The following is a 26,524-nucleotide window of genomic DNA, read 5'->3' on the forward strand; positions in this document are numbered from 1 at the left end:
AGCGGGGCCGGAAGGGTGGGGACGAGCCGCACCGCCGGCAGGACGAGGACGGGCCCCGGCGGAGCTGGTCTCCGCCGGGGCCCGTCGTGCGCCGTCCCGCGCTACGCCGCGTGGCCGTCCTTGCTGACCAGCGTGAGCACGTCGTAGGTGGCGACGGTCTCGTCGTCCTGGTTGGTCAGCACGGCGTCCCAGTGCACCTCGCCGTAGTCGTCGGTCTCGCGGGGGATGATCTGCTTGGCGGTGAGCGCCACGCGAATCCTGTCCCCCGGGGACACCGGCGTCGTGAAACGCAGGCTCTCGAGTCCGTAGTTCGCGAGCACGGGGCCGGGCTCGGGCGAGACGAACAGGCCCGCCGCGAAGGAGAGCAGCAGGTAGCCGTGGGCCACCCGTCCGGGGAAGAACGGGTTCGCGGCCGCCGCCTCCTCGTCGGTGTGCGCGTAGAAGGTGTCGCCCGTGAACTCGGCGAAGTGGGTGATGTCGTCGAGGGTGACCTCGCGCTCCTCCGACACCACCTGGTCGCCCACGCGGAGCTCGTCCAGCGACTTCCGGAACGGGTGCGCGTCGCCGCGGGTCGCCGCGCCCGGGTGCCACACGCCGGTGATCGCCGTGAGCATCTCGGGGCTGCCCTGGATCGCCGTGCGCTGCATGTAGTGGAAGACGCTGCGCACGCCGCCGAGCTCCTCGCTGCCACCGGCACGTCCGGGCCCGCCGTGCACGAGCATCGGCAGGGGAGAGCCGTGCCCCGTCGAGGAGCGTGCCGCGGCGGCGTCGAGCACGAGGATCCGGCCGTTGGCGGAGGCCACTCGCCGCGTCAGCGTCGCGACGAACCCGGGGTCGGCCGAGGCGACGCTCGTGACGAGCGAGCCACCGCCGCGCACGACGAGCTCCGCGGCCTGCTCGGGGGTGTCGTAGGCGATCACGGAGGACACCGGGCCGAACGCCTCGGTGTCGTGCACCCGCGGGGCCTCGGCGTCCTCGAAGCGCAGCAGGATCGGCGAGAGGAAGGCGCTGTCACGCCCCTCCTCCTGCTGGTCACCGACCACGATCTTCCCCCCGCCGTCGGCGAGCCTGCGCACCTGGCGCAGGACCTCGTCGCGCTGGTCGACCGACGCCAGCGGGCCCATCGAGACGCCTTCGTCGCGGGGGTCGCCCACGACGACCTTCGCCTCGAGACGCCGTCGCACGGCCTCGACCACGGCATCGGCGCTCGCCGTGGGGACGATCGCGCGGCGGATCGCGGTGCACTTCTGCCCCGCCTTCGCGGTCATCTCGGTGACGAGCTGACGCACGTAGGCGTCGAACTCGGCGGTGCCCTCCACCGCATCGGGGCCGAGCACGGAGGCGTTGATCGAGTCGGTCTCGGCGCCGAAGACGACGCCGCCGGACCTGACGGCGTCGTGGCGCCGGAGCAGGTCGGCCGTCGACGCCGAGCCGGTGAAGGCCACGACGTCGCCGAGCCGGGCATGGTCGAGGACGTCGCGGACGGAGCCGGAGACGAGCTGGAGCGAACCCGGGGGCAGCAGACCCGACTCGACGAGGATCCGCACCATGTGCTCGGTCAGGTACGCGCCGGGTGTGGCGGGCTTGACGATCGTCGGCATGCCCGCGAGGAAGGCCGGGGCGAACTTCTCGAGCGGACCCCAGACGGGGAAGTTGAACGCGTTGATCTGCACGACGACGCCCGGCAGGGCCGTGCGGACGTGGCGTCCCAGGAACGACCCGTCCTTCGAGAGCGGCTCGAGCGGCCCGTCGAGCTGCACGGTCGAGTTCGGGAGCTCGCGCCTGCCCTTCCCGGAGTAGGTGAACAGCACCCCGATGCCGCCGTCGACGTCGATCCACGAGTCGGACTTCGTCGCGCCCGTGCGGGAGGACAGCTCGTAGAGCTCGGCCTTGCGCTCGGTGAGGACGAGCGCGAGCTTCTTGAGCAGCACCGCGCGCTGGTGGAACGTGAGCCGGCCGAGGCTCGCCTGGCCGACGGTGCGGGCGTGCTCCATCGCGCCGGCGAGGTCGAGGCCCTCGCTGGACACGATCGCGACCGGTTCGCCGGTGGCGGCATCCCGCACCTCGGTGCCGGTCGCGCTCGTGGCGGGGCTCCACCAGGTGTCCTCGACATAGCTCTGCAACGTGCGCGTCATCAGTCCTCCGTTCGTGCGGCCGAGCCGCGGTCAGCTGTCGTTCCAGTCGTAGAAGCCGCGGCCGCTCTTGCGGCCGAGCGTGCCCGCGGCCACCATGTCGCGGAGCAGCTGCGGCGGTGCGAAGCGAGCACCGAGGTCCCGCTCCAGCTGCTCGGCGATGCCGAGACGGACGTCGAGGCCCACGAGGTCGGTGGTGCGGAGCGGGCCGGTCGGGTGCCGGTAGCCGAGCTCCATGGCGAGGTCGATGTCCTGCGCGCTCGCGACGCCCTGCTCCACCATCCGGATGGCCTCGAGCGCGAGCGCGACGCCGAGCCGGCTCGAGGCGAAGCCCGGCGCGTCCGTGACGGTGATCGGGGTCTTGCCGAGCGCGTGCACCCAGCCGCGCGCCAGGTCTGGCAGGCCGGGACCGCTGCGCTCGTGGACGACGACCTCGACCAGCGTCGAGGCCGGCACCGGGTTGAAGAAGTGCAGTCCGATGAACTGCTCGGGCCGCTCCAGCCCGTCGGCGAGCTGTGCGAGCGGGATCGAGGAGGTGTTCGAGGCGATCACGGCGTCGGCCGGAAGCTGTCGCTCGATCTCGCCGAGGGCCTCGAGCTTCAGGTCGAGCGACTCCGGTACCGCCTCGAGCACGAGCCGGCAGGCGCCGAAGGCACCGATGTCCGGGGCGACGGTGAGGGCCCGCCGCAGTGCCGCGGCGTCACCGTCGAAGCCCCGCGCGAGGGAGGTGTCGATGCTCCTCTCGATGCGTGCTCGTGCGCCCGCCGCCGACTCGACGTCGCGCTCGACGACGGTGACGGAGGCCCCCGCGAGGAGGAAGGCGTGGGCGATCCCGCCGCCCATGCGGCCACCGCCGAGGACGCCGACGCGCGCGGGGACCGTGCCGTCCGGGCGGGACCGGGGTGCGGGGCGGGGTGCGGTCGTCATCTGCTCTGCTGCTTCCGCTCGAGGAACTCGGTCATGCGGCGCGTCTTCTCGGGGCTCTCGAAGAGGATCGCCTGCTCCGCGAGATCCACCTGGGGGTGCTCGCTCCGCGGGGCTCGCAGCGCGCGCTTGGACGCCTGCAGGGCTGCGGGATCGAGTCTCGCGATCCGGTCGGCCATGCCCTCGGCCGCCACGAGCGCGGCGGCGCCGTCGTCGTGCAGCTGGGTGACCAGCCCGGCGGCGAACGCCTCGGCACCGTCGAGGACACGCCCTGTCAGGAGCATCTCGGCCGCCAGGGGCTCACCGACGAGCTCCGGCAGGCGCCACGTCGCCCCGGCCGCGGCGATGATGCCGAGGCCGGTCTCGGGGTTGCCGATCCGCAGGGAGCGGGTACCGATGCGGACGTCGGCCGCGTAGGCGAGCTCCGCGCCGCCGCCGAGCGCGAAGCCGTCGAGCACGGCGATCACGGGCATCGGGAGGGCACGGACACGCAGGAAGGCGTGGGTGTTGATGCCGTCACGAGCATCTGCCGCTCGTCGGTCTCGCAGCTGCGCGATGTCGGCGCCCGCGGCGAAGTCGCCGCCCTCGCCGCGCAGCACGAGCGTGCGCGGTTCCTCCTCGAGGTCGGCGCACAGCGCGTGCAGGGCGTCGACCAGGTCCTGGTCGATCGCGTTGCGCTTCTCGGGGCGGTCGAGGCTCGCGAGCACGTGGGTGTCACGGTCCTCGACCCTCAGGGGAGCCTGGTGTCCCACGCCCGTCGTTGCTCGGCTCACGGATCGATCCTCTCGACGATGGTGGCGGACCCCTGGCCGACGCCGACGCACAGGGTGGCGAGGCCGTAGCGGGACCCCTCACGCTCCATGCGGCCGAGCAGGGTCACGAGCAGTCGCGACCCCGAGGAGCCCAGGGGATGGCCCAGCGCGATCGCGCCGCCGTCGGCGTTGACGAGGGCCGGGTCGAGACCGAGCCGGCGGATCGTGGCCAGTGACTGGGTGGCGAAGGCCTCGTTGAGCTCGACCGCGCCGATGTCGGAGAGCGACAGGCCCGTGCGCTCGAGCGCCTTCTGCGTCGCGGGCACGGGGCCGAGGCCCATGATCTCGGGGGCGAGGGCGGCCGACACGCTCGTGAGGATGCGCGCCCGCGGACGGAGCCCGTACCTGTCGACGGCGTCGCCGCTCGCGACGACGAGTGCCGAGGCACCGTCGTTGAGGGACGACGAGTTGCCCGCGGTGACGACGCTCCCGCCGGCGACGACGGGCGGCAGGCCCGCCAGCACCTCGGTGGTCGTGCCGGGACGAGGGCCCTCGTCGGTGTCGACGAGCCGCGTCTCCCCACGGCCGGCCGGAGCCTTGACCGGGACGATCTCGTCGGTGAAGCGGCCGGCCTCGGTCGCGGCGACGGCGCGGCGGTGGCTCTCCGCGGCGAAGGCGTCCGCGTCGGCGCGGCTGATGCCGTCGACGCGGGCGACCTCCTCCGCGGTCTCCGGCATCGAGTAGGTCGCCTTGTCGCGCCTCAGGAGGACGGGGTTGGGGAAGCGCCAGCCGATCGAGGTGTCGAACTGTGCGCCCGGCTTGGCCCAGGCACGGGCGGGCTTCTCCTGCACCCAGGGCGCGCGGGTCATCGACTCGACACCGCCCGCGACGACGAGGTCGGCGTCACCCGCACGGATGGCCTGCGAGGCGTTGGCGACGGCGGTCATGCCCGACGCGCAGAGACGGTTGACGGTGTACCCGGGCAGCGAGTCGGGCAGTCCGGCGAGCAGCACCGCCATGCGGGCGACGTTGCGGTTGTCCTCACCGGCCTGGTTGGCCGCGCCGAGGACGACCTCGTCGACCGCGTCCGCGGGGACGCCCGACCGCTCGAGGACCGTGCCGAGCACCAGCGCGGCCAGGTCGTCCGGGCGGACGCCGGCGAGCACTCCGCCGTACCGGCCGACCGGTGTGCGGACCCCGTCGACGAGATATGCCTCGGGCATGGGGATGGACCTTCCTGTCTGCGCGGTGTCACCCCGCGGGGGCGACCGAGCGTTTCGGTGAGGGGGGGACGAGCGGGCCGTGCGGCGCGGACCGCTACGGGACGGGCGCGTCCTTGACGAGATTGGTGATGCGCATCGTGCAGCAGCGCCGGCCGTCGTCGTCGGTGACGACGATCTCGTGCACGGTGAGGGAACGCCCCAGGTGGACGGGCGTGCACACGCCCGTGACGTAGCCCTCCGTCGCCGATCGCGTGTGCGTCGCGTTGACGTCGACGCCGACGGCGAGGCGTCCTGCGCCGGCATGGAGGTTGGCGGCCATCGACCCGAGCGACTCGCCGAGGACGACGAACGCCCCGCCGTGCAGGTAGCCCACCGTCTGGCGGTTGCCGCGCACGGGCATCCGCCCGACGGTCCGCTCGACCGTGTACTCGAGGAACTCGATGCCCATCATGTCGGCGAGCTCGCCCGAGCCGTTCTCCGCGACCCAGTTGCCGGCGCCGACCGGAGCGGTCCCGGGGTCCGTCACCCTCGCCGTGCTCATGCGACACCGCCGCGCTCGCCGCCGGTGAACACCGGCGTGCGCTTCTCCTGGAAGGCGGCGAAGCCCTCGCGGTAGTCGTCGGTGTCGCACAGGGCGGCCTGCGCGCGGTTCTCCGCGGACATCGACTCCCACAGGCCGACGCGGCGGTCGCGCAGCTCGCGCACGAGCGCCTTCGACGCGAGGAACGCCTGCGTCGCCCCGCGGGCGGCTGTCGCGGCCGCGGCACGCGTGGTGTCGAGCACCTCGTCGGCGGGCATCGCGCGGGAGAACAGGCCCGCCGCCACGGCCTCGGACCCCGACATCAGCCGTCCGGTGTAGACGAGGTCGAGCGTGCGGTGCGCCCCGAGCCGCTCGTGGAACAGCGCGTGACCGCCGGAGTCGAGCGTCGCGCCGAGGTTCGCGAAGGGGCTGCCGATCTTGGCCGTGTCGGCGACGTACACGACGTCGCTCGCGACGAGCAGTCCCAGACCGACGCCGAGGCAGGCTCCGTGGGCGGCGGCGAAGGTGGGGGCGGGGAACGCGCTCATCTGCTCGAGCAGCGGCTGGATCAGCCCCTCCAGGTACCCGAGCACGTCGTCCTCGCGCGGGTCGACCCCCGAGATGTCCCGGCCCGCGCAGAACGCGCGGCCCTCGCCACGCAGGACCAGTGCGCGCACGCCGGCCTCCGCCGCCTGCGTGTAGGCGGCGGAGAGCTCGCGCACGTCGTCGGGCCCGAGGGCGTTGAGGCGGGTGGGTGCGTCGAGGACGACCTCGGCCACGTCGTCGGCGATCGACAGGGTGATCATGATCGGTCGGTACCTTCTCTCGGGTCAGGCGTCGTAGTCGACGGCCACGTGGTCGGACTGCGGGTGCGACTGGCAGGTGAGGACGTAGCCGTTCTCGACCTCGTCGGGCTCGAGCGCGTAGTTCTCGGTCATCGTCACGGACCCCTCCAGGACGCGGGCCCGGCACGTGCCGCACACGCCGCCCGTGCAGGCGAAGGGTGCGTCCGGGCGCACGCGGAGCGCCGCGTTCAGGATCGTCTCGTTCGCGCTGAGGGGGCTCTCGACCGACGCCGAGGTCCCGTCGAGGTTGATGTCGACGGTGACCGTCCTCTCGCCGGCCCGGACCTCGACGGGACGCGGGCGGGTGGACGGGGCGCCGGGCTCGCCGGTCGTGAACAGCTCGTAGCGCACGTGCGCGGCGTCCACCCCGTACCCGTCGAGGAGGTCGCGACACAGCTGGACGAGCTCGAAGGGGCCGCACAGCACCCATTCGTCCGCCATCTCGACGGGCACGACCGAGGTCAGGATCGTGCGCAGCCGCTCCTCGTCGAGGCGTCCCGACATGATCGGGGCCGACCGCTGCTCGCGCGAGAGCACGTGGTGGATCGCGAAGCGCCGGGGGTACCGGTCCTTGAGGTCGGCGAGCTCCTCGACGAACATCACGTCGTGGGACGAGCGGTTCGTGAACAGCAGGTCGAAGCGGCTCGTCGCGCTGTGCTGCAGCACCTGGTGCGCCATCGTGATGACGGGTGTGATGCCCGACCCCGCCGCGATCCCGACGACGTGCCGCCCGTCGAGCTCCGTGAGGTTCGAGGTGAACGCACCCTGCGGGGTCATCACCTGCAGCGTGTCGCCGGCGCGGAGCTCGTCGTTGGCCCAGGTGGAGAAGAGCCCGCCGTGGTCGCGCTTGACGGCCACGGAGATGCGGCCGTCGGCAGGTGGCCGGCAGATGGAGTAGGAACGCCGCACGTCCTCGCCATTGATCGTCGTGCGCAGGGCGAGGTACTGCCCGGCGAGGTAGCGGTACGCGTCAGCGAGCTCCTCGGGCACCTCGAAGGTGACCTCCACGCTCGTGCCGGTGAGACGCCGCACCTCGGCGACACGGAGCTCGTGGAACGTCGCGCGCTTCTTCGCACCGACGGTGGTGGTGGCCATGGTTTCCCTTCCGGGACTCGTGCGAGATCAGTGGACCTTGAAGTAGTCGAAGGGTTCGAGGCAGTCGAGACACTCGTGGAGCGCCTTGCACGACGTCGAGCCGAAGCGGGCGACCTCACGGGTGCGGGTCGAGCCGCAGCGCGGGCACCTGACCGAGAGCTGCACGAGAACCGGACCCCTGCGCGAGGCGGCGCGGAAGTCCGGTGGCGCGATCCCGTAGTCGGCGAGCTTGCGCTTGCCGGCCTCGCTCATCCAGTCGGTCGACCAGGCCGGGGCGAGGGTGTACTCGACCACGACCTGCTCGTAGCCCGCGGCCCGGAGCCGGGAGCGGACGTCGTCGCGCATCTGGTCGATCGCGGGACAGCCCGAGTACGTGGGGGTGAGCACGACCCGGACGGCCCCTCGCTCGTCGGCCTCGGCCGTCCTGAGCACCCCGAGGTCCTCGATCGTCAGGACGGGCACCTCCGGGTCCAGGACCTCCGCGGCGATGTCCCACACGCGGGCCGCGGCGGGCTCGTGAGGTCGGGTGCCCGTCACCAGGTGGCTCCGGGGTGGCGGCGGGCCAGCCACTGCATCTCCGCGAGCAGGTAGCCCATCGACGCCGTGTGCCCGCCACGGCGCCCGTCCCCGCGAGCCGGCTTCACCGCGGGAGTCTCCAGGTCTGCCTCCGCCAGCACGGAGGCGACGGTGCGGTCGAAGCCGGCTCGCAGCGAGGAGGGCCGCGGTGCGACACCGGCGAGACGGTCGGTGAGCTCGTCGTCCTCGAAGAGCTCGTCCACGTACGGGTACAGGTCGCCCAGCGACACGGTGATCCTGCCCCGCGACTCCTCCGTGCCGCCCGCGAGCCGCAGCATCCACTGCGCGGCGTGGTCGAGGTGGTACGCCACCTCGCGCTCGGCCTTGCCGGCGATCGCGCCGAGCGACGGGTCCGTGCTCGTCGCCAGCGCGTGGTAGAGCTCGACCTGGTAGGCCGAGAAGAGGAACTGTCGGGCGATCGTGTCGCCGAAGTGGCCGTTGGGCTGTTCCACCAGCCAGCAGCTGCGGAACTCGGGCTCGTCCCGCCAGAACGCGAGGTCGTCCTCCGAGCGGCCCGACGCCGTGCCGGCGTAGCGCAGCAACGCGCGCGCATGGCCGATGAGGTCGAGCGCGATGTTGCCGAGCGCCAGGTCCTCCTCGAGCTCGGGCGCGCGAGAGATCCACCCGCCGAGCTGCTGGGAGAGGATCAGGGCGTCGTCCCCCAGCCGCATCGCGTACTCCGCCACCGGGGGCGTCGCCGTGGCGCCGGAGCCCAGCAGCTCCTCGGCAAGGGTCAGCTCGTCGACGCTCACGTCACCGTGCGCCCCGCTGTGCTCGCTCACAGGTGCTTCACCCCCTCCGCGCGGGTGTAGTAGACCGCGTGGCGGTAGTTCTTCCCGGCCGGCGACTCGAAGAAGGCGCCCTTCGCGTCGGGGTCGCTCGTGGTGATCGCGGCGGCGGGCACCACCCAGATCGACACCCCTTCGCTGCGCCGCGTGTACAGGTCGCGGGCGTTGCGCAGCGCCATCGCCTCGTCGGGCGCGTGCAGCGACCCGGCGTGGACGTGGCTCAGCCCGCGGTTCGCGCGGACGAACACCTCCCACAGGGGCCATGCCTCGGTTCCCGTCTCACCCGGTGTCGGCATCCTCGTCTCCTTCGGTGTCCATGGGGCGGGCGGTCGCTGCTCAGACCGCGACGCGCTCGCTGTCATGCTGCTTGCGGGCGTACTCGGCGGCCGCCTCGCGGACCCACGCTCCGTCGTCGTGCGCCTCCCGGCGGTGACGCAGCCGTGCGGCGTTCGCCGGGCCGCGGCCGTCGAGCACGGCGGCGAACTCGTCCCAGTCGATCTCGCCGGTGATCCAGGTGCCGGTCTCCTCGTCGTAGCGGAGGTCCTTGTCCGGGCACTCGAGGCCGAGGGCCTCGAACTGGGGGACGCACATCCCGACGAAGCGCTGGCGCAGCTCGTCGTTGGAGAACCGCTTGATGTTCCAGGCCATCGACTGCGCCGAGTTCGGGGAGGCGTCGTCACTGGGGCCGAACATCATGAGCGACGGCCAGTACCAGCGGTCCACCGCGTCCTGGGCCATCTGCTTCTGCTCGGGTGTGCCGTGGGCGAGCTCGTAGAGGATCTCGAAGCCCTGACGCTGGTGGAACGACTCCTCCTTGCAGATGCGCACCATCGCCCGGCCGTAGGGCCCGTAGGAGGCGCGGCAGAGCGGCACCTGGTTGCAGATGGCGGCCCCGTCGACGAGCCATCCGATCGCCCCCATGTCCGCCCACGTCGGCGTGTGGTAGTTGAAGATCGAGGAGTAGCGGGCCCGGCCCTCGATCAGCTGCGCGGTCATCTCCTCGCGCGAGATGCCGAGCGTCTGGGCCGCCGCGTAGAGGTACAGCCCGTGCCCGGCCTCGTCCTGGACCTTCGCCATGAGGATCGCCTTGCGCTTGAGACTCGGCGCTCGGGTGATCCAGTTCGCCTCCGGCTGCATGCCGATGATCTCGGAGTGGGCGTGCTGCGAGATCTGCCGGACGAGGGTCCTGCGGTACTTGTCCGGCATCCAGTCGCGCGGCTCGATGCGCTGGTCCGCCGCGATGAGCGCGTCGAAGCGAGCCCGTCCGTCCTCGTCCTCGGCGAGCTCGGCCGTGGTCGTGACCATCTGCTGCCTCCTTGCGTCAGGGTCCCCGGGGCCGTCGTCGGCCCTCTCCCGCCGGTGGGGAGGGGTGGTACGGTTCCGGCCAGGAATTACTTACCGACCGTTCATTGAGCATAGCCACGGATCGGGCGGAGCCGCAACGAAGCAGGACGGCGGGCTCCCACCACGGCCCACGCAACGGAGCGCAGATGAGTTCGACGACGAACCCCCCGACGAGCGGACGTGCCGACGACGCGATCGAGGTCGATCCCACGTGGTCGGCGACGGCGATGTTCCAGGACGACCCCGCGAAGGACGCCCTCGGCATCCGTGTCGAGGTGCTCGAGCGCGGCCGCGCGGTGCTGTCCATGCGCGTCGGCCAGGGGATGGTGAACGGATTCGGGATCACGCACGGCGGCATGGTCTTCGCCCTCGCGGACACGGCGTTCGCCTATGCGTGCAACGAGGGGGCGACGCCGGTCGTCGCTTCGGGGGCCGACATCGTCTTCACGAGGGCGAGCCGGTCCGGTGACGTGCTCACCGCCACCGCCGAGCGGCGCTGGCTCCGGGGGCGCAACGGCCTCTACGACGTCACCGTGGCCGACCAGCGCGGCGACGTGGTCGCCGAGTTCCGCGGTCGGTCCTTCGCCACCGATCGCCCCGCGCCGCCGGCCTCCTGACCGGTCCTGCCGTCGCCCGACCCGACCCACCCTGCGAGGAAGAGCCATGCCCGCGATCCAGAGCCTCACCGACCAGGTGGGACTGCACGCCGAGGAACGCCTCGACCGCGCCGAGCTGGAGGCGCTGCAGCTCGAGCGTCTCCGGTGGACGGTGCGCCACGCCTACGAGAACGTGCCCTTCTACCGGCGGAAGCTCGACGAGGCCGGCGTCGCCCCCGGCGACGTCCGCGAGCTCGGCGACATCGTGAAGCTGCCCGTCACGACGAAGGACGACCTGCGCGACCACTACCCGTTCGGGCTCTTCGCCGTGCCGAGGGACCAGGTGCGCCGCGTCCATGCGTCGTCCGGCACGACCGGGAGGATGACCGTCGTCGGCTACACCGAGAACGACCTGGACCACTGGGCGAGTCTCGTCGCCCGCTCGCTGTACGCCTCGGGCGTGCGTCCCGGGTGGACGGTGCACAACGCGTACGGCTACGGGCTGTTCACGGGCGGTCTCGGTGCTCACGCCGGCATCGAGAGGCTCGGCTGCACGGTGGTCCCGATGTCGGGCGGCCAGACGGAGAAGCAGGTGCAGCTCATCCGCGACTTCGAACCGGACGCGATCATGTGCACCCCCAGCTACCTGCTGACGATCGCCGACGCCTTCGAGGAGGCCGGGCTCGACCCGCGGGACACCAGCCTCAAGGTCGCGATCTGTGGCGCCGAGCCGTGGACCGACTCGATGCGGCGCCAGCTCGAGGATCGCCTGGACCTCACGGCCGTCGACATCTACGGACTCTCCGAGATCCTGGGACCGGGCGTCGGCAACGAGTGTGCCGAGACGCAGGACGGGCCGCACCTCTGGGAGGACCACGTCCTGCCCGAGGTGCTCGACGAGAACCTGCGGCCCCTGCCCGACGGGACGACGGGGGAGCTCGTCCTCACGACGCTGACCAAGGAAGCCTTCCCGATGATCCGCTACCGGACGCGGGACCTCACGTCGCTGCACCCCGGCACCGCGCGACCCGCGCACCGGAGGATCGCGCGGATCACCGGCCGGAACGACGACATGATCATCCTGCGAGGGGTCAATCTCTTCCCCACGCAGGTCGAGGAGATCGTCTGCGAGATCCCGGACCTCACGTCCCACTTCGTCCTCGAGCTCACGACGAGGGGGAGGATGGACCACCTCACGGTGAAGATCGAGGCACGGGACGGGGCTGCGCCGCGGGAGGCCGAGGAGGGGTTGCTGCTGCTCCAGCAGCGGATCAAGGACCGGGTCGGGACGACGCTCGGGGTGGAGCTGGTCGGGACCGGGACGTTGCCGCGCTCCCAGGGCAAGCTCAAGCGGCTGTACGACCTGCGGTAACGTGGGCGACCGGCGCCGGCCCGGTCCGTCAGGGTGCCGCGAAGCGCGCGGAAGGGGAGGTTCGCCAGGTGGAGAGCGCCGACGTGCGCGGAGCGCCCCGCCGGGGGAGGCCCGGCCACGACCGGAACAGCATGCTCGAGGTCATCGTGCAGGTGTTCACCGACCACGGCTACGACGCCTCGTCGCTCGAGATGATCGCGAGACGGCTGGGGCTCTCGAAGTCGGCGGTGTACTACCACTTCTCGTCGAAGGCGGAGATGCTGGAGATCGCCCTGGAGCGAGCCCTGGGCGAGCTCGAGCGGGTGTTCGACGAGGCCGAGTCCCAGCCGGGCGACGCGGTGTCCCGGATCGGCTACATCGTGCGGCACGCGGTGCTCGTCGCCTGCGAACGACGGCAGTACCTCACGCTGCTGCTCCGCCTGCACGGCAACTCCGACGTGGAGCTGAGGGCGCTGGAGCGTCGGCGTGTCCTCACGGCGCGGCTCCGGGGGACGTTCGAGGCCGCGCGTGACGAGGGGTCGCTCCGCGACGACCTCGATCCCGGTCTCGCGGCACGCTTCACCTTCGGCCTCGTCAACTCACTCGTCGAGTGGTACCGGCCGGACGGGCCGATCGATCCCGAGGCGTTGGCCGACGCGTTGCTCTCCTACGTGCGCACGGGTCTGCGCCTGGACGAGACGGACTTCCGATGACCATGGGTGCCCGACACGTCGGGACGGTGCGGGAGCGGGCGTGATCGCGCCGGCCGACGACGCGCGGCCGCGCTCGACGGGCCGGGGCGGACCCGGCCTCGGTGGCGAGGTCGACGGCGCCGGTCGCACCCCTGTGCGCACCGGGAGCCCGACGGTCGACGACCCCGTCGACGAGCCCGCGAATCCGGCGGAAACAGAGTTGTTACCCGGCGGACTTCGGACCTCTTGACACCCCCTGGGGGGTCGCGTAGAGATGGTCCATGGAGGCGTTCGAGAAGTGGGAATCCGAGATCCGTGGCTACAGCCGGGCATACCCGACTGTTTTTGCCTCGGCATCCAATGCGCGTCAGGTCGACGAATCGGGACGTAGTTATCTCGATTTCTTCGCGGGCGCCGGCGTGCTCAACTTCGGGCACAACAACCCGCGCATGAAGCGCGCGATGATCGATTTCCTCGAGGCGGACGGCGTCGCGCACAGCCTCGACATGGCGACCACGACCAAACGGGACTTCATCGAGAAGTTCGCCGCCACGGTGCTCGCCCCGCGCGACATGACCATGAAGATGCAGTTCATGGGACCGACGGGCACCAACGCCGTCGAGGCCGCGCTCAAGCTCGCGCGACGCGTGACCGGACGCCGCGACGTGGTGGCGTTCAGCAACGGCTTCCACGGCATGACGCTCGGCTCCCTGGCGCTGACCGCCAACGACTACTTCCGCGCCGCGGCGGGGGTGCCGCTCGAGAACGTCGTGCGGCTGCCGTTCGAGACGGCGCCCGGCGGCGGCGTCCAGCAGCTCGCCGACTTCCGTGCGCTCCTGGAGGACTCCTCGAGCGGCCTGCTCCCGCCGGCGGCCTTCGTCGTCGAGACGATCCAGGCCGAGGGCGGCGTGCACGTCGCGAGCGCGGAGTGGCTGCGCGAGGTCCAGCGCCTCGCCCACGACGTGGGCGCCCTGTTCATCGTGGACGACATCCAGACCGGCTGCGGCCGGACCGGCAGCTACTTCAGCTTCGACGGCATGGGGCTCGACCCGGACATCATCACGCTGGCGAAGGGCCTCGGCGGGTACGGGACCCCGATCGCCATGAACCTCAACAAGCCCGAGCTCGACGCCCACTGGTCACCCGGTGAGCACACCGGCACGTTCCGCGGCCAGGGGCTGTCCTTCGTGGCGGGCAGGGTCGCGCTGGAGTACTTCGACGACGACGAGCTGATGAACCAGGTCGTGGCGAAGCGCGAGACCATGACGGCTGTCCTGGACGACCTCGCCGCAGGCTCGGACGGACGCTTCGAGGTCCGCGGCCGCGGCATGATGCAGGGTCTCGACATCGGTGACGGCGCGCTCGCCAAGGCCATCGCCAAGAAGTGCTTCGACGACGGACTGCTCATCGGTCCATGCGGGACCGGGGGACGCGTGCTCAAGCTCATCCCGCCGTTGACGATCCCGGACGCCGACCTGGACGAGGGCCTCGAGATCCTCGCCAAGGCCGTCCACAGCACCATCTGACCACCCTGGAGGCCGGTGTGAAGCAGCGCGACGACATGACGTTCCCGTTCGAGGAGTACGAGCGGCGCCTGGGTGACCTGCGCCGACGGATGGCCGACCGGCTCCTGGACGCCGTCGTGATCACCGATCCCGAGAACCTGATGTATCTCACCGACTATCAGACGACGGGATATTCGTTCTTCCAGGCGCTCGTGGTCCCGTTGACCGAGGAACCCTTCATGATCACGCGGAGCATGGAGGAGTCGAACGTCTATGCGCGCACGTGGGTCGAGCTGACCCGCCCTTATCCGGACACCGGCGACGCGATTCAGAGCCTTGTGCAGTCGCTGCGGGAATTCGGGTTGCACACCAAGGACATCGGGTACGAACGCAACAGCTACTATTTCCCGGCCTATCACCAGGACTACATCCACACCTCGCTCACCGAGGGGCGCCTGCTCGACTGCTTCGGCATCGTCGAGGAGGGTCGCGTGACCAAGTCCCCGGCCGAGATCGAGATCATGAGGAAGGCCGCCCGGGCCACCGAGGTCGGCATGCAGGCCGGGCTGGAGGCCTGCGCGCCCGGGGTGACGGAGAACGAGATCGCCGCGGAGATCAGCGCCGCGATGTTCCGTGCCGGGGGCGAGTTCCCCGCCGTCATGCCGTACGTCGCCTCCGGACCGCGCAGCATGATCGGCCACGCCACCTGGGAGGGCCGCGTCGTCCAGCCGGGCGAGCACGTCTTCCTTGAGGTCGGCGGCTGCTTCCGGCGCTACCACACGGCCATGATGCGCACGGCTGTGCTCGACGACCTCTCACCGTCGTTGGCGGCGGCGCAGCACCGGATGAAGACGGCGCTGGCGGAGGTGAAGAAGGCGATCCGTCCGGGGATCACGGTCTCCGACGCGGACAACATCGTGCGCAGCGTGATCACGGACAACCACGTCGGGGCCCGTCTCATCACCCGCTCCGGGTACTCCATCGGGATCGCGTTCCCGCCGAGCTGGGACGAGGGCTACATCGCCAGCCTCAACCAGGGCAACCCGACGATCCTGCGCGAGGGCATGACCTTCCACATCATCCCGTGGATGTGGGGCGTCGACGGGGACAAGACCGTCGGCATCTCGGACACCGTCTACGTCACCGACCGGGGGTGCGAGTCCTTCTTCACCCTCGACGAGGACTTCACCGTGAAGCCCGACCGGGGAGCCGGAGCCCGCGACGCCGAGTCCGGCGAGGAACGGTCCGACGCCCTGGACAACACCACCCCGATCCGACCCGAAGTCGCCTGAGAGGAGTCTCGATGCTCACTGCGATCGACCCGAGCACGGGCAAGGTCATCCGCGAGGTCGAGCCGGCCGGCCCCGAGAAGGTGGAGGAGATCCTCGCCGCGGCCGCGGACGCCGCCGTCGGGTGGGGACGGTTGACCTTCGACCGGCGGGCGGAGGTCCTGCACGCCGTGGCGACCTACCTGCGTCAGCACGTCGACGAGCTGGCGCCCCTCATGACCGAGGAGATGGGCAAGCCCGTCGGCGAGGCGCGCGGCGAGGTCGCCAAGGCGGCGCTGTGCTTCGACCACTACGCCGACCACGGGGCCGACTACCTGGCGGACGAGATGCTCCCCTCGGACGCCAGCACGAGCTACGTGCAGCACCTGCCGCTCGGCACCGTGCTCGGCGTGCTGCCGTGGAACGCGCCCTTCTGGCTGTGGTCCCGGTTCGCCGCCCCGGCGCTCATGGCCGGCAACACCTGCGTGATGAAGCACGACCCGCACGTCCCGGGCTGCGCGGCCGCGATCGCGGACGTGTTCACGCAGGTCGGTGCCCCGGACGGTGTCTTCCAGAACCTGCCGCTGGAGACCCCGCAGGTGGAGGCGGTCATCCGCGACCCGCGCGTGCACGCCGTGTCCTTCACCGGGTCGGCCCGCGGCGGGGCCGCGGTCGCGAGCACGGCGGCGGCGGAGATCAAGCCGACGGTGCTGGAGCTGGGCGGTTCGGACCCCTGCCTGGTGCTCGCGGACGCCGACCTGGACGCCGCGGCGGACACGGTGGCGCTGTCCCGGATCATCAACGCCGGGCAGTCCTGCATCGCCGCGAAGCGCATCATCGTGGAGAGCGCGGTGTACCCGCAGATGGTCGACAAGCTGCGCGAGCGGCTGGCACGGCTCACCGTCGGGGACCCGGCCGAGGAGTCCACCGACGTCGGGCCCATCGCCCGCGAGGACCTGCGCGAGACGCTGCACCGCCAGGTGACGGAGACCGTCGACGCCGGGGCGCGGCTGCTGCTCGGCGGCGAGCTGCCCGAGGGGGACGGCTGGTTCTACCCCGTGACGATGCTGGCCGACGTCACCGAGGGCATGACCGCCTGCCGGGAGGAGACCTTCGGGCCGGTGATGGTGGTCATGGAGGCCCCGGACGCGGAGGAGGCGCTGGCGATGGCCAACCGCACCGAGTACGGGCTGGCGGCCAGCGTCTGGTCGACGGCGGAGCGCGGCGTGGCGATGGCCCGGCGGATCGAGGCCGGACAGGTCGCGGTCAACGGCATCGTCAAGACGGATCCGCGGCTGCCCAGCGGAGGCGTCAAGCGGTCGGGCTACGGGCGCGAGCTCGGCCCGCACGGCATCCGGGAGTTCGTCAACGTCCAGCAGGTGTGGGTGGGGCCGCGGCAGGACTGAGCCCGTGCGCCGCACTGCCGAGGACGTCGACGCGTACCTGCACGGCGACGACGTGGCCCCTGACCTGGCACGCACCGACGCCGTCGTGCGGGACGTGCTGCCCGGGCTCTCCCGGTCCCTGTGGCGGGGCGTGTTCTGGGGCGGCACCGAGCAGGTGATCATCGGCTACGGCGACATCGTCCAGCCGCGCCCGCGCGGTGCGGACGTCGAGTGGTTCCTGGTCGGCCTCGCCCAGCAGAAGCGGCACCTGAGCCTGTACGTCAACGCCGTCGAGGACGGCGCCTACCTGGGTCGGCGGTACGCCGACCGGCTCGGGCGTGCGAAGGTCGGGGCGGCGAGCATCTCGTTCGCCCGTCTCGACGACCTCGACGAGGCGGTGCTGCGCGAGATGCTCGCGCACGCCGGGCGCACGCTCGACGAGGGGACGCCGCCGACGGCGTGACGTCCGTGCGGGGCCCGGGACGACGAGCCGTCGGGCGCACGCCGCCCCGGGTGCGTGCCGACCGGTGGGCGCGGCGTCTCGCTCCGTGGGTGGTCCCTCGTGGTCAGGCCTCAGACCCGGTAGGTTGCTCGTGTCCTCGACCAAAGGAGGTTCGAGCCTCGTGCAGATCGGTGTCCCTCGGGAGTCGCGCGACGGTGAGCGGCTGGTCGCCGCCACCCCCGCGACCGTCCAGCGTCTGACCGCGCTCGGTTACGACGTGCTCGTCGAGTCCGGAGCCGGCGAGCGGGCGAGCATGCCCACCCGCGCCTACGTCGAGTCCGGTGCGCGGATCGCCGGCCGGGAGGAGGTCTGGGGGTCCGACGTCGTCACCTGCGTCAACGCGCCGGCCCCACCGGAGCTCGAGCTGTTGCGACCCGGCGCCGTGCTGATCTCCCAGATCGGACCGGCCACCCACCCGGAGCTCGTCGACGCGCTGGCCGAGCGGCACGTGACCGCCCTCGCCCTGGACGCCGTCCCGCGCATCTCGCGGGCCCAGGCGCTGGACGTGCTCTCCGCGCAGTCGAACGTCGCCGGCTACCGGTCCGTGGTGGAGGCCGCCGAGGAGTTCGGGGGCATGTTCACGGGACAGGTGACGGCCGCCGGGACCACGCCGCCGGCGACGGTCTTCGTCATCGGTGCGGGGGTCGCGGGGCTCGCCGCGATCGGTACCGCCTCCTCGCTGGGCGCGAAGGTGCGCGCCTTCGACGTCCGCCCCGAGGTCGGGGAGCAGATCGAGTCGCTCGGTGCGACGTTCGTCCAGGCCGAGGGCACGGCGCAGGAGGTCAGCAGCGACGGGTACGCCCGCGAGCTGACCTCCGACCAGGAGGCCGCGACGCAGGCGATGTACGCCGCGGAGTCCGCGGGGGCCGACGTGGTCATCACCACCGCCCTGGTGCGCGGGACGGCACCCACGACCATCACCGCGGCGATGGTGGCCGCCATGAAGCCCGGATCGGTGATCGTCGACCTCGCCGCGCCGGGAGGCGGCAACTGCGAGCTCACGGTGCCGGGGGAGCGGGTCGTCAGCGACAACGGCGTGATCGTCCTGGGCTACACCGACCTGCCCGGGCGGATGCCGCAGCACACCTCCCAGCTCATCGGCACCAACATCGTCAACCTGCTGACGCTGATGACCCCCGCCAAGGACGGTCGCCCGGTGGTCGACCTCGAGGACGTCGTCATCCGCGGTATGACGGTGTGCCGCGAGGGCGAGGTGCTCTGGCCGCCGCCACCCGTCCAGGTCTCGGCGGCACCGGCGGCGCCCGCCAGGCAGCCGGCTCCCGAGCCGGTTCCCGGGCCCGACCCGGAGGAGCTCGCCGCCCGGCGCCGCCGTCGCCGGGTCCGGCGCACCGCCCTGGCCGGGCTGGGTGCCGTCGTCGGTGGTCTCGCGATCGCCGCCTCGCCGCCGGAGTCCGTGGGTCACTTCACGGTGTTCGCGCTGGCGGTCGTGGTGGGCTTCTACGTGATCTCGGCGGTCACGCACGCCCTGCACACCCCGTTGATGGCGCAGACGAACGCCATCAGCGGCATCATCCTCGTCGGTGCCCTGCTGCAGATCGGCACGGACGACTGGCTCGTCACCGGGCTGGCGGTCGTGGCCGCCGCGGTCGCGAGCATCAACGTGTTCGGCGGCTTCCTCGTCGCGAACCGGATGATCCGGATGTTCCGCAAGGGGGCGCCCGCCCCGCACGTGACCGCGCCGACCGGGGAGGCGACCCGATGACCGTGCTCTCGGCCGTGCAGGCCACCTACGTCGTCGCCGGCGTGCTGTTCATCCTCTCCCTCGCGGGGCTGTCGCAGCAGGAGTCGGCGCGCCGCGGCAACGTCCTCGGCATGATCGGCATGGCTCTGGCGCTGGTCGCCACCGTCGCCCTCGCGCTGGAGACCTCCGCACGCCCCTGGCAGGTCACCGCCGGGCTCATCCTGGCGGTCCTCGTCGTCGGGGCCGCCGTCGGCACCTGGCGGGTCCGTCGGGTCGAGATGACCCAGATGCCCGAGCTCATCGCGCTGCTGCACTCCTTCGTCGGACTCGCGGCGGTGCTCGTGGGCTTCGGCTCGTACCTGTCCGAGCCGCAGTCCGACACGGTCCATCTCGTCGAGGTCTTCCTCGGCGTGCTCATCGGCGCCGTGACGTTCACGGGGTCGATCGTCGCCAACCTCAAGCTGTCGGCGCGGATCCGGTCGGCTCCGCTGATGCTCCCCGGCCGGCACTGGCTCAACCTGCTGATGGTGGTCACCTCTGCCGGGCTGCTGGCGTGGTTCCTCACGGCCTCGGGCTCCGGTGCCGACGGTGCGGCCCTGACCGCGCTGGTCCTCATGACGGTGATCGCCCTGGCCCTCGGCTGGCACCTGGTCGCCTCGATCGGCGGCGGCGACATGCCCGTCGTGGTCTCGATGCTCAACTCGTACTCGGGCTGGGCCGCCGCGGCCGCCGGTTTCATGCTGGGCAACGACCTGCTGATCATCACCGGCGCCCTGGTGGGATCCTCCGGTGCGATCCTGTCCTACATCATGTGCCGGGCGATGAACCGGTCGTTCGTCTCCGTCATCCTCGGCGGCTTCGGCGCCGAGCCGGGCAGCCCGGCGGCCGCCGGGGTCGAGGGTGAGCACCGGGAGACGTACGCGGCGGACGTCGCCCAGCAGCTGACGAACGCGACCTCCGTGGTCATCGTGCCGGGGTACGGCATGGCCGTGGCCAAGGCCCAGTACCCGGTGGCGGACCTGACCGACAAGCTGCGGGACCGTGGGGTGAACGTCCGGTTCGGTGTGCACCCCGTCGCGGGCCGTCTGCCCGGCCACATGAACGTGCTGCTGGCCGAGGCCAAGGTGCCCTACGACGTGGTCCTGAGCATGGAGGAGATCAACAGCGACTTCACCACGACCGACGTGGTGCTGGTCATCGGCGCCAACGACACCGTCAACCCGGCCGCGCAGGAGGACCCGGGCTCGCCGATCGCCGGCATGCCGGTGCTCGAGGTGTGGCAGGCGCGTGACGTCGTGGTGTTCAAGCGCTCGATGGCCACCGGGTACGCCGGGGTGCAGAACCCGTTGTTCTTCCGGGAGAACACGGCGATGATCTTCGGCGACGCCAAGGAGCAGGTCGAGCGGATCATCCAGGAGCTGTGAACGACGACGGCCCGGTGCCGGCCCGTCGCGGGGCCGGCACCGGGCCGTCGGGCGACCGCCGTCAGGAGCGGGAGTCCGCCCGGGACTCGTAGACGCTGGCGGGCAGCACGCCGTCGACCGGCTCCGGCAGCCCGGCCGCGGGCTCGTCCGCGGCGCTGGCGGTGGTGTCGATCTCGCGGGCGTCGGCGGGGACGCCGTCGAGGCTGGGCATCATCGCGGCGAGCTGCTGACGCCAGGAGGGGAACTCCTCCGGGAAGCAGCGGTCGAGCACGTCGACCATCGCCGAGACCGCGGTGGACGCCCCCGGCGACGCACCCAGCAGACCGGCGATGGAGCCGTCGGCGGCCGAGACGACCTCGGTGCCGAACTGCAGGACGCCCTTGCCGTCGGCGTCGCGCTTGATCACCTGGACACGCTGGCCCGCGGTGATCTTCTCCCAGTCCTTGGGGTGCGCGGTCGGCATGAACTGCTGCAGGGAGTGGAACTTCGACTCCGGCGCCGCGGCGAGCTGGCCGAGCAGGTACTGGGTCAGGTCGATGTTCTTCAGGCCGGCGCCGAGCATCGAGGTGATGTTGTGGGCGCGCAGCGAGGTGATCAGCCCGAGGTACTTGCCCTGCTTGAGGTACTTGGGGCTGAAGCCGGCGTAGGGACCGAACATCAGGTAGCTCTTGCCGTCGACCACGCGGGTGTCGAGGTGCGGCACGGACATCGGCGGGGCGCCGACGTCGGCCTTGCCGTAGACCTTGGCGTGGTGGCGGGCGACGATCTCGGGGTTGTCGGTGCGCAGGAACTCCCCGGAGATCGGGAAGCCGCCGAAGCCCTTGATCTCGGGGATGCCCGCGGACTGGAGCAGGGGGAGAGCCCCGCCGCCGGCGCCCACGAAGACGAACCGGGCGGTCACGGTGGAGGTGCGGCGCGGGGCGTTCCACGACCGGTCCTTCACCTTGAGCCGCCAGCGACGGTCCTTGGTCCGCTTCAGGGAGGTCACCTCGTGCTGCCGCTGCAGCTCGGCGCCGTGGCGCACCAGGTTGTCGACGAGCTGGCGGGTGAGGTTGCCGAAGTCCACGTCGGTGCCGGCCACGGACCGGGTGGCGGCGACGGGCTCGTCGGCGTCGCGGCCCTCGGTCAGCAGCGGGGTCCAGCGGGCGATCTCGGCGCGGTCGGTGGAGAACTCCATGTCGCGGAACAGCGGGTGCGCGGTCATGGTCGCGTGCCGCCGGCGCAGGAACTCCACGTTCTCGGCCCCGCGCACGAAGGTCATGTGCGGGGTGCGCTGGATGAAGGACTGGTCGGCGAGCTGGCCGGTGGCGAGCAGGTGCTGCCAGAGCTCGCGGGAGGTCTCGAACTGCTCGTTGATCTGCACCGCCTTGGAGATGTCGACGGTGCCGTCGGGCTTCTCCGAGGTGTAGTTCAGCTCGCACAGGGCGGCGTGGCCGGTACCCGCGTTGTTCCACGGGTTCGACGACTCCAGCGCCACGTCGTCGAGCCGCTCGATGATGCGGATCGACCAGGTCGGCTCGAGCTGCTGGATCAGGGTTCCGAGGGTGGCGCTCATGATGCCGCCGCCGACGAGGACGACGTCGACGGCGTCCGAGGGCCGCTGGCGGGGGGCTGTTTCGCGCGAAGTCACCGGGCCATGCTAGGTCGTTGGTGAAAACTGTCACAAAGAATGTGAACAACGTCACAAGGCGTCTGACCTGCAGTGATGCACGTCACACCAGGTCGATCTCGTTCCCGCAGGTCAGGGGCGTGCGGTGCGTCAGGGCCACAGGAGCTCCGTGGTCCAGGCCTCCTCCTGCCCGCCGCGGCGGTACCGCACCCGCGTCTGTCCCGTGCCGCCGCCCGAGCGCCAGAACTCGACGGTCGTCGGCGCCAGGCACCATGCCGTCCACGTCGGCACCACCAGCTCCGGGTCCGCGCGCACCTCCGCCAGTGCGGCGGACCAGGCCTCGCGGTGGTCGGCCAGGTCGTCGAGGACCTCGCTCTGGTGGTCCACCAGCGCCGTGGCGCGGGACCCGGCCGACCGGCTCCGGAGGTCGGCGGCACCGGCCTCCGGGTGCGACGTCACGGCGCCGGTCACCCGGACCTGGCGTCCGACCCCCTGCCAGAGGAAGGTCAGGGCCGCGTGCGGGTTCGCGGCCAGCTCGCGGCCCTTGGGGCTGGTGGCGTGGCCGGCGAACCACCAGCCCGCGGAGCTGAGGTCCGTCAGCAGCACCGTCCGCGCGGCGACGGTGCCGTCGGCACCGGCCGTCGAGAGCGTCATCGCGTGCGGGGCGTGCAGTCCCGCGGCCGCGGCCTCGTCGAACCAGGTCTCGAACAGCTCGTGCGGGGTGCCCGGCAGGACCGAGAGGTCGGTGAGCTCCCAGCCGGACAGGCCGTCGGGGAGGACCTGCAGGTCACGGAGTCGCGCGCGGAAGCTCGTCACTCCCTCACCGTAGCGACCGGAGGACCTCCGAGCGGGTGATCCTGCGTCCTTTTCCGCCCGTTGTGCGGTGTTCACTCTTGTGCACGGGTGCGGGACGGGCGACGATGAGGACAGACCGTGCTGCTGCGCGAAGGAGAGCGATGACGTATCCACCGGGAGCCGTGGGCCGTCCCGAGGGTGGCGGGCGCATCGCGCGCCGCCGTCTCGAGCCGGGCAGCGGTGCCATGACGTCGGTCGCGACCCTCCTGCCTGCCGAGCCGCCTCCGGCCCCGGGTCCGACCGGACCGGTCCCCGCCCGCGGCGCAGGTGTCAACGTGCAGATGGTCCTCGTGGCCGCGGCCCTGGTGATCGCCCTCGTGGCCACCGTCGGGGTCGCGATGCTCTGGTCGGCGAACCGCAAGCTCGCGTCCGAGGTGGACGCGGCCGTCGCGCAGTCCGAGCTGGCCGAGGCCGAGTCCGCCCGGCTGCGCGTCGCGCTCGAGGAGGCGCCGGACACGGCGACGGTCGAGGCGCTGGCCGGGCGGGTCGACGGTGTCGAGTCGTGGACCGGGATGCCTCAGGAGCTCGACGGCATGGACGACCTCCAGACGCGGCTGGTCGAGGTGTCCAACGGCATCGACAGCCTCGAGACGAACCTGGAGGACGGTCTGGGCGGGGTGCGCAACGACCTCGCGACGGTGCGCAACGACCTCTCCAGCGGCCCGCAACCGCCGTCCGCGGCGGACGTCGACGCCCTGCGGGGCGAGGTCGGCGCGCTCCGCGGCGACCTCAGCGCGCTGCGGTCCTCGATCGAGGGGATCCGGCAGGACGTCGGGGTGCTGTGCTGGGCGCTGGGCTACCGCAAGGACGTCTCCGCCTCCTGCTGAGCGCTCAGAAGTAGTCGCGCACGTGCACCGGGCGGCCGGTCCACAGCGCGTCCCAGACGGCGTCGTGGCCGTCGGGACCGTGCAGCTGCCCGGCCAGCCGGAGGTTCGCGCACGTCTGCGACCCGGCGTACGACTGCGCGAGACCGCCCGCGGTGAAGACCGGCCGGTCGGCCGGCGTGCGGGGGGCGGCGTCGTCGGGGTCCACCCGCACCGCACCGCCGGACACGCGCAGGACCCAGGACCCCTCGAGGTCCGGCGTGCGCGGGTCGACCACCGCGAACGGCACCTCGGCGGTCCACGGCGCGAGCCGGGCCGAGCCGAGGGCGCCGGGGACGTCCAGCAGCCGCAGCATGTAGGGGCGTGACGTCGCCGTGGCGGCGTGGTCGGGCAGGACCAGACGGCTCACGTCGGCACCGGACCAGGCGCCCGAGGTCGAGATCCGGGCCGAGCCGACGACGGTGCCGAACGTCGCCAGCACGAACCAGAGCGCGCGGGCGGCGTCGGGGGAGAGCGCCACCAGGTCGTCGACCTCGAGCACGCCCGCGCGGTCGTACCCGGCGCCGCGGGTCCAGCTCACGAAACCCAGCACGCCGCCGTCGGCCGCGTCCACGGCCAGCGTGACACCGGTGTAGTCGGCGTCGGGGCCGACCAGGTCCTCGGCGTCCACGGTGAACGGTGCCTCGGTCCGGGTCAGCGGGCCGTTCTGCGCCGCGGCCCACCGCTCGTAGACCGCGCGGACCGCGGGGACGTCGGCCTCGGCTGCGCGCCGGGTCCGTACCCCCGGCGGCCGGCGCAGCGCGGCGAGCGCGGAGAGGGGCACGGTGATCTCGTCGTAGGACCCCACGATCTCGTACCCGAGGCCGCGGTAGACGCCCGGCGCGGACGGGTACAGCGTGGAGACCACCTCGCCGTGCTCCCGCGCCTCGGCCAGCGCCGCCGCCACCAGGGGACGCAGCAGCCCCGTCCCGCGGTGCTCCGCGGCGACCGTGACGCCGCCGAGGCCCGCGGTCGGCACCCGTGCGCCGTGGAACCAGGAGGTGAAGGACCGCACGGTGGCGCGGGCGGCGAGCCCGCCGTCCACCCACGCGCCCCACGGCCTCGACCCCGCCGGCGGCCATCCGTCGGCGTCCGGCACCGGGGCCGCGCCGCCGAAGGCCTCCTGCTGGAGCCTGCGGGAGGCCTCGGCATCGGCGAAGGGCAGCCGGCGGACGTCATGGCTCACATCACGACGATAGCCGGGCAGGCGTAGCGTGACGCTCGTGGACACGGCTGTGCAGCGACGCGTGCTGGTCGTCGCGATCCTCGCCTCGTTCGTCTCGTTCCTCGACGGGACCGTCGTCAACGTCGCCCTGCCCGCGATCGCGGACGAGCTCGGCGGTCCGGGCGAGGCCGGGCTCACGCTGCAGCAGTGGGTCGTCGACGGCTACCTCGTGACCCTCGGGTCGTTCATCCTGCTGGCCGGCTCGCTGTCCGACGTGCACGGTCGGCGGCGCGTCCTCCTCGTCGGGCTCATCGGCTTCGCCGCCGCCTCGGTCCTGTGCGCCGTCGCCCCCACCGGCCCGGTGCTGGTGGTGGCGCGGCTGCTGCAGGGTGTCGCCGGGGCCCTGCTGGTCCCGAGCTCGCTGGCGCTGATCATCTCGACGTTCGACGGTCCCGCGCAGGGGAGGGCGATCGGACGCTGGACGGCCTGGACCGGGACCGCGATGATCGTCGGCCCCTTCGTCGGCGGCGGGCTCGTCGACCTCATCTCGTGGCGGTGGGTGTTCTGGATCAACGTCCCCGTCGTCGTGGTCAACCTGGTGCTGCTCCGGCGCGTGCCGGAGGCCGAGGCCACGGTGCGGCGCCGGATCGACGTCCCCGGTGCCGCCCTGGCCGCTCTCGGGCTGGCCGCCGCCGTGCTCGGACTCATCGAGGAGTGGTGGCCCGTCGTGATCGTCGGCGCGGTGCTCCTGGCCGCCTTCGTCGTGGTCGAGCGGCGCGCCCCGGACCCGATGCTCCCGCCGCGCCTGTTCCGGTCGCGGACCTTCGCCTGGGGCAACGTCGCGACGTTCGCCGTGTACGGGGCGCTGGCCTTCGGCGGGTTCGTGCTGACGCTGTTCCTGCAGCAGGTCGCCGGGTACTCGGCCACCGCCGCCGGCGTCGCCCAGCTGCCGACGACCTTCGCGATGCTGGCGCTGTCGACCCTGTTCGGCACCCTGGCCGGGCGGTACGGCGCCCGCTGGTTCATGACGGTCGGGCCGATCGTCGCGGGCGGCGGGTTCCTGCTGATGCTGGGCATGGACGCGGAGGCCACCTACCTCACCCAGGTGCTGCCGGGCATCCTCGTGTTCGGCCTGGGACTGGCGATCACGGTGGCCCCGCTGACCTCGGCGATCCTCGGCGCGGTCCCGAGGGCCGACGCCGGGATCGCCTCGGCCGTCAACAACGCGGTCTCCCGGGTGGCCGGGCTGGTCGTCATCGCCTTCGCCGGTGTCATCCTCGGTGGCGTGCTCGACGTCGAGTCCTTCCACCGGGCGCTGCTGGTGACCGCGGGGCTGCTCGTGGCGGGCGGTCTGGTGAGCATGGTCGGCATCCGGGACACCCGGACCGCCCCGGAGGAGGTCACGTGA

At 72.1% G+C, this 26,524-nt stretch carries 25 protein-coding genes; 11 read left to right on the top strand and 14 right to left on the bottom strand.

The window, feature by feature from the left end; translation table 11 throughout:
• Positions 1–101: 101 nt before the first annotated feature.
• The 11 genes from paaZ to paaA form a co-directional block, all read right to left on the bottom strand.
• Entirely contained in the window at positions 102–2,135 is a 2,034-nt protein-coding gene (gene paaZ / locus Q6347_RS06220; protein WP_304606936.1) for a phenylacetic acid degradation bifunctional protein PaaZ, read from the bottom strand.
• Between the two features lie 30 nt (positions 2,136–2,165).
• The gene (locus Q6347_RS06225; protein ID WP_304606937.1) at positions 2,166–3,059 is read right to left on the bottom strand and encodes a 3-hydroxyacyl-CoA dehydrogenase family protein; all 894 of its coding nucleotides are present in this window, start codon (positions 3,057–3,059) and stop codon (positions 2,166–2,168) included.
• Positions 3,056–3,829 (bottom strand): enoyl-CoA hydratase/isomerase family protein, encoded by a 774-nt coding sequence (locus Q6347_RS06230; protein WP_304606938.1) that lies wholly within the window; start codon positions 3,827–3,829, stop codon positions 3,056–3,058. Before Q6347_RS06230 ends, Q6347_RS06225 begins: the two co-directional genes overlap by 4 nt.
• Complete coding sequence (locus Q6347_RS06235; RefSeq protein ID WP_304606939.1) at positions 3,826–5,031, bottom strand: thiolase family protein; 1,206 nt, start codon at positions 5,029–5,031, stop codon at positions 3,826–3,828. The genes Q6347_RS06230 and Q6347_RS06235 overlap by 4 nt, the downstream gene beginning before the upstream one ends.
• A gap of 94 nt (positions 5,032–5,125) precedes the next feature.
• On the bottom strand, positions 5,126–5,482 hold the full coding sequence (locus Q6347_RS06240) for a hotdog fold thioesterase (RefSeq protein ID WP_304604472.1): 357 nt from the start codon (positions 5,480–5,482) through the stop codon (positions 5,126–5,128).
• 86 nt (positions 5,483–5,568) lie between these two features.
• Positions 5,569–6,357, bottom strand: coding sequence for an enoyl-CoA hydratase/isomerase family protein (locus Q6347_RS06245; RefSeq protein WP_304604347.1), 789 nt, complete (start codon positions 6,355–6,357; stop codon positions 5,569–5,571).
• Between the two features lie 24 nt (positions 6,358–6,381).
• Positions 6,382–7,491, bottom strand: a complete 1,110-nt coding sequence (gene paaE / locus Q6347_RS06250) for a 1,2-phenylacetyl-CoA epoxidase subunit PaaE (protein ID WP_304606940.1) — start codon at positions 7,489–7,491, stop codon at positions 6,382–6,384.
• 27 nt (positions 7,492–7,518) lie between these two features.
• Entirely contained in the window at positions 7,519–8,028 is a 510-nt protein-coding gene (gene paaD / locus Q6347_RS06255; protein WP_171247898.1) for a 1,2-phenylacetyl-CoA epoxidase subunit PaaD, read from the bottom strand.
• Positions 8,025–8,849: a 1,2-phenylacetyl-CoA epoxidase subunit PaaC gene (paaC, locus tag Q6347_RS06260; protein WP_304604345.1), complete on the bottom strand. Its 825-nt coding sequence runs from the start codon at positions 8,847–8,849 to the stop codon at positions 8,025–8,027. The genes paaD and paaC overlap by 4 nt, the downstream gene beginning before the upstream one ends.
• A complete protein-coding gene (gene paaB, locus Q6347_RS06265) occupies positions 8,846–9,151 on the bottom strand; it encodes a 1,2-phenylacetyl-CoA epoxidase subunit PaaB (RefSeq protein WP_171247900.1) in 306 nt (101 codons plus the stop codon). Before paaB ends, paaC begins: the two co-directional genes overlap by 4 nt.
• Positions 9,152–9,191: 40 nt before the next feature.
• Positions 9,192–10,160, bottom strand: a complete 969-nt coding sequence (gene paaA / locus Q6347_RS06270) for a 1,2-phenylacetyl-CoA epoxidase subunit PaaA (RefSeq protein WP_304606941.1) — start codon at positions 10,158–10,160, stop codon at positions 9,192–9,194.
• A 185-nt stretch (positions 10,161–10,345) separates the two neighbouring features.
• On the opposite strand from paaA, the gene paaI reads away from it, so the two are divergent.
• The 9 genes from paaI to pntB all read left to right on the top strand — a co-directional run bounded on the left by paaI (position 10,346) and on the right by pntB (position 20,624).
• Complete coding sequence (paaI, locus tag Q6347_RS06275; protein ID WP_304604343.1) at positions 10,346–10,816, top strand: hydroxyphenylacetyl-CoA thioesterase PaaI; 471 nt, start codon at positions 10,346–10,348, stop codon at positions 10,814–10,816.
• 46 nt (positions 10,817–10,862) lie between these two features.
• Positions 10,863–12,167: an AMP-binding protein gene (locus tag Q6347_RS06280; protein ID WP_304606942.1), complete on the top strand. Its 1,305-nt coding sequence runs from the start codon at positions 10,863–10,865 to the stop codon at positions 12,165–12,167.
• A gap of 68 nt (positions 12,168–12,235) precedes the next feature.
• A complete protein-coding gene (locus Q6347_RS06285) occupies positions 12,236–12,859 on the top strand; it encodes a TetR/AcrR family transcriptional regulator (RefSeq protein ID WP_304604341.1) in 624 nt (207 codons plus the stop codon).
• Positions 12,860–13,119: 260 nt separating this feature from the next.
• Complete coding sequence (locus tag Q6347_RS06290) at positions 13,120–14,364, top strand: aspartate aminotransferase family protein (RefSeq protein WP_304606943.1); 1,245 nt, start codon at positions 13,120–13,122, stop codon at positions 14,362–14,364.
• Between the two features lie 17 nt (positions 14,365–14,381).
• Positions 14,382–15,635: an ectoine hydrolase gene (gene doeA / locus Q6347_RS06295; RefSeq protein ID WP_171247905.1), complete on the top strand. Its 1,254-nt coding sequence runs from the start codon at positions 14,382–14,384 to the stop codon at positions 15,633–15,635.
• Between the two features lie 11 nt (positions 15,636–15,646).
• Positions 15,647–17,017 carry an NAD-dependent succinate-semialdehyde dehydrogenase gene (locus Q6347_RS06300; RefSeq protein WP_171247906.1) on the top strand — a complete coding sequence of 457 codons (1,371 nt, stop codon included), beginning with the start codon at positions 15,647–15,649 and terminating at the stop codon, positions 17,015–17,017.
• Between the two features lie 4 nt (positions 17,018–17,021).
• Positions 17,022–17,459 (top strand): DUF1801 domain-containing protein, encoded by a 438-nt coding sequence (locus Q6347_RS06305; RefSeq protein ID WP_304604339.1) that lies wholly within the window; start codon positions 17,022–17,024, stop codon positions 17,457–17,459.
• A 160-nt stretch (positions 17,460–17,619) separates the two neighbouring features.
• Positions 17,620–19,221, top strand: a complete 1,602-nt coding sequence (locus tag Q6347_RS06310) for a Re/Si-specific NAD(P)(+) transhydrogenase subunit alpha (protein ID WP_304606944.1) — start codon at positions 17,620–17,622, stop codon at positions 19,219–19,221.
• Positions 19,218–20,624: a Re/Si-specific NAD(P)(+) transhydrogenase subunit beta gene (gene pntB, locus Q6347_RS06315; protein WP_304604337.1), complete on the top strand. Its 1,407-nt coding sequence runs from the start codon at positions 19,218–19,220 to the stop codon at positions 20,622–20,624. Before Q6347_RS06310 ends, pntB begins: the two co-directional genes overlap by 4 nt.
• A 61-nt stretch (positions 20,625–20,685) precedes the next feature.
• Here pntB and mqo read toward each other — a convergent pair whose 3' ends face one another.
• Both mqo and Q6347_RS06325 read right to left on the bottom strand, forming a co-directional pair.
• On the bottom strand, positions 20,686–22,254 hold the full coding sequence (gene mqo, locus Q6347_RS06320; protein WP_304604336.1) for a malate dehydrogenase (quinone): 1,569 nt from the start codon (positions 22,252–22,254) through the stop codon (positions 20,686–20,688).
• 129 nt (positions 22,255–22,383) lie between these two features.
• Positions 22,384–23,049, bottom strand: a complete 666-nt coding sequence (locus Q6347_RS06325; protein ID WP_304604335.1) for a pyridoxal 5'-phosphate synthase — start codon at positions 23,047–23,049, stop codon at positions 22,384–22,386.
• A 140-nt stretch (positions 23,050–23,189) separates the two neighbouring features.
• On the opposite strand from Q6347_RS06325, the gene Q6347_RS06330 reads away from it, so the two are divergent.
• Positions 23,190–23,915 (top strand): hypothetical protein, encoded by a 726-nt coding sequence (locus tag Q6347_RS06330; protein ID WP_171247912.1) that lies wholly within the window; start codon positions 23,190–23,192, stop codon positions 23,913–23,915.
• A 4-nt stretch (positions 23,916–23,919) separates the two neighbouring features.
• Here the strand turns inward: Q6347_RS06330 and eis are convergent, their stop codons facing one another.
• On the bottom strand, positions 23,920–25,137 hold the full coding sequence (eis, locus tag Q6347_RS06335) for an enhanced intracellular survival protein Eis (protein WP_304606945.1): 1,218 nt from the start codon (positions 25,135–25,137) through the stop codon (positions 23,920–23,922).
• Between the two features lie 37 nt (positions 25,138–25,174).
• Between eis and Q6347_RS06340 the strand changes: the two genes are divergently transcribed.
• Complete coding sequence (locus tag Q6347_RS06340; protein ID WP_304604333.1) at positions 25,175–26,524, top strand: MFS transporter; 1,350 nt, start codon at positions 25,175–25,177, stop codon at positions 26,522–26,524.

Source organism: Isoptericola sp. b408 (assembly GCF_030588085.1).
In the GTDB taxonomy this organism is placed as follows: Bacteria; Actinomycetota; Actinomycetes; order Actinomycetales; family Cellulomonadaceae; genus Isoptericola; species Isoptericola sediminis.

Coding starts and splice junctions, on each gene's coding strand:
- paaB (WP_171247900.1), bottom strand. CDS start 9,151: ATGCCGACACCGGGTGAGACGGGAACCGAGGCATGGCCCCTGTGGGAG.
- paaA (WP_304606941.1), bottom strand. CDS start 10,160: ATGGTCACGACCACGGCCGAGCTCGCCGAGGACGAGGACGGACGGGCT.
- Q6347_RS06235 (WP_304606939.1), bottom strand. CDS start 5,031: ATGCCCGAGGCATATCTCGTCGACGGGGTCCGCACACCGGTCGGCCGG.
- Q6347_RS06330 (WP_171247912.1), top strand. CDS start 23,190: ATGACGTATCCACCGGGAGCCGTGGGCCGTCCCGAGGGTGGCGGGCGC.
- Q6347_RS06280 (WP_304606942.1), top strand. CDS start 10,863: ATGCCCGCGATCCAGAGCCTCACCGACCAGGTGGGACTGCACGCCGAG.
- paaE (WP_304606940.1), bottom strand. CDS start 7,491: ATGGCCACCACCACCGTCGGTGCGAAGAAGCGCGCGACGTTCCACGAG.
- paaZ (WP_304606936.1), bottom strand. CDS start 2,135: ATGACGCGCACGTTGCAGAGCTATGTCGAGGACACCTGGTGGAGCCCC.
- Q6347_RS06225 (WP_304606937.1), bottom strand. CDS start 3,059: ATGACGACCGCACCCCGCCCCGCACCCCGGTCCCGCCCGGACGGCACG.
- Q6347_RS06300 (WP_171247906.1), top strand. CDS start 15,647: ATGCTCACTGCGATCGACCCGAGCACGGGCAAGGTCATCCGCGAGGTC.
- Q6347_RS06245 (WP_304604347.1), bottom strand. CDS start 6,357: ATGATCACCCTGTCGATCGCCGACGACGTGGCCGAGGTCGTCCTCGAC.
- Q6347_RS06240 (WP_304604472.1), bottom strand. CDS start 5,482: ATGATGGGCATCGAGTTCCTCGAGTACACGGTCGAGCGGACCGTCGGG.
- paaI (WP_304604343.1), top strand. CDS start 10,346: ATGAGTTCGACGACGAACCCCCCGACGAGCGGACGTGCCGACGACGCG.
- Q6347_RS06290 (WP_304606943.1), top strand. CDS start 13,120: ATGGAGGCGTTCGAGAAGTGGGAATCCGAGATCCGTGGCTACAGCCGG.
- pntB (WP_304604337.1), top strand. CDS start 19,218: ATGACCGTGCTCTCGGCCGTGCAGGCCACCTACGTCGTCGCCGGCGTG.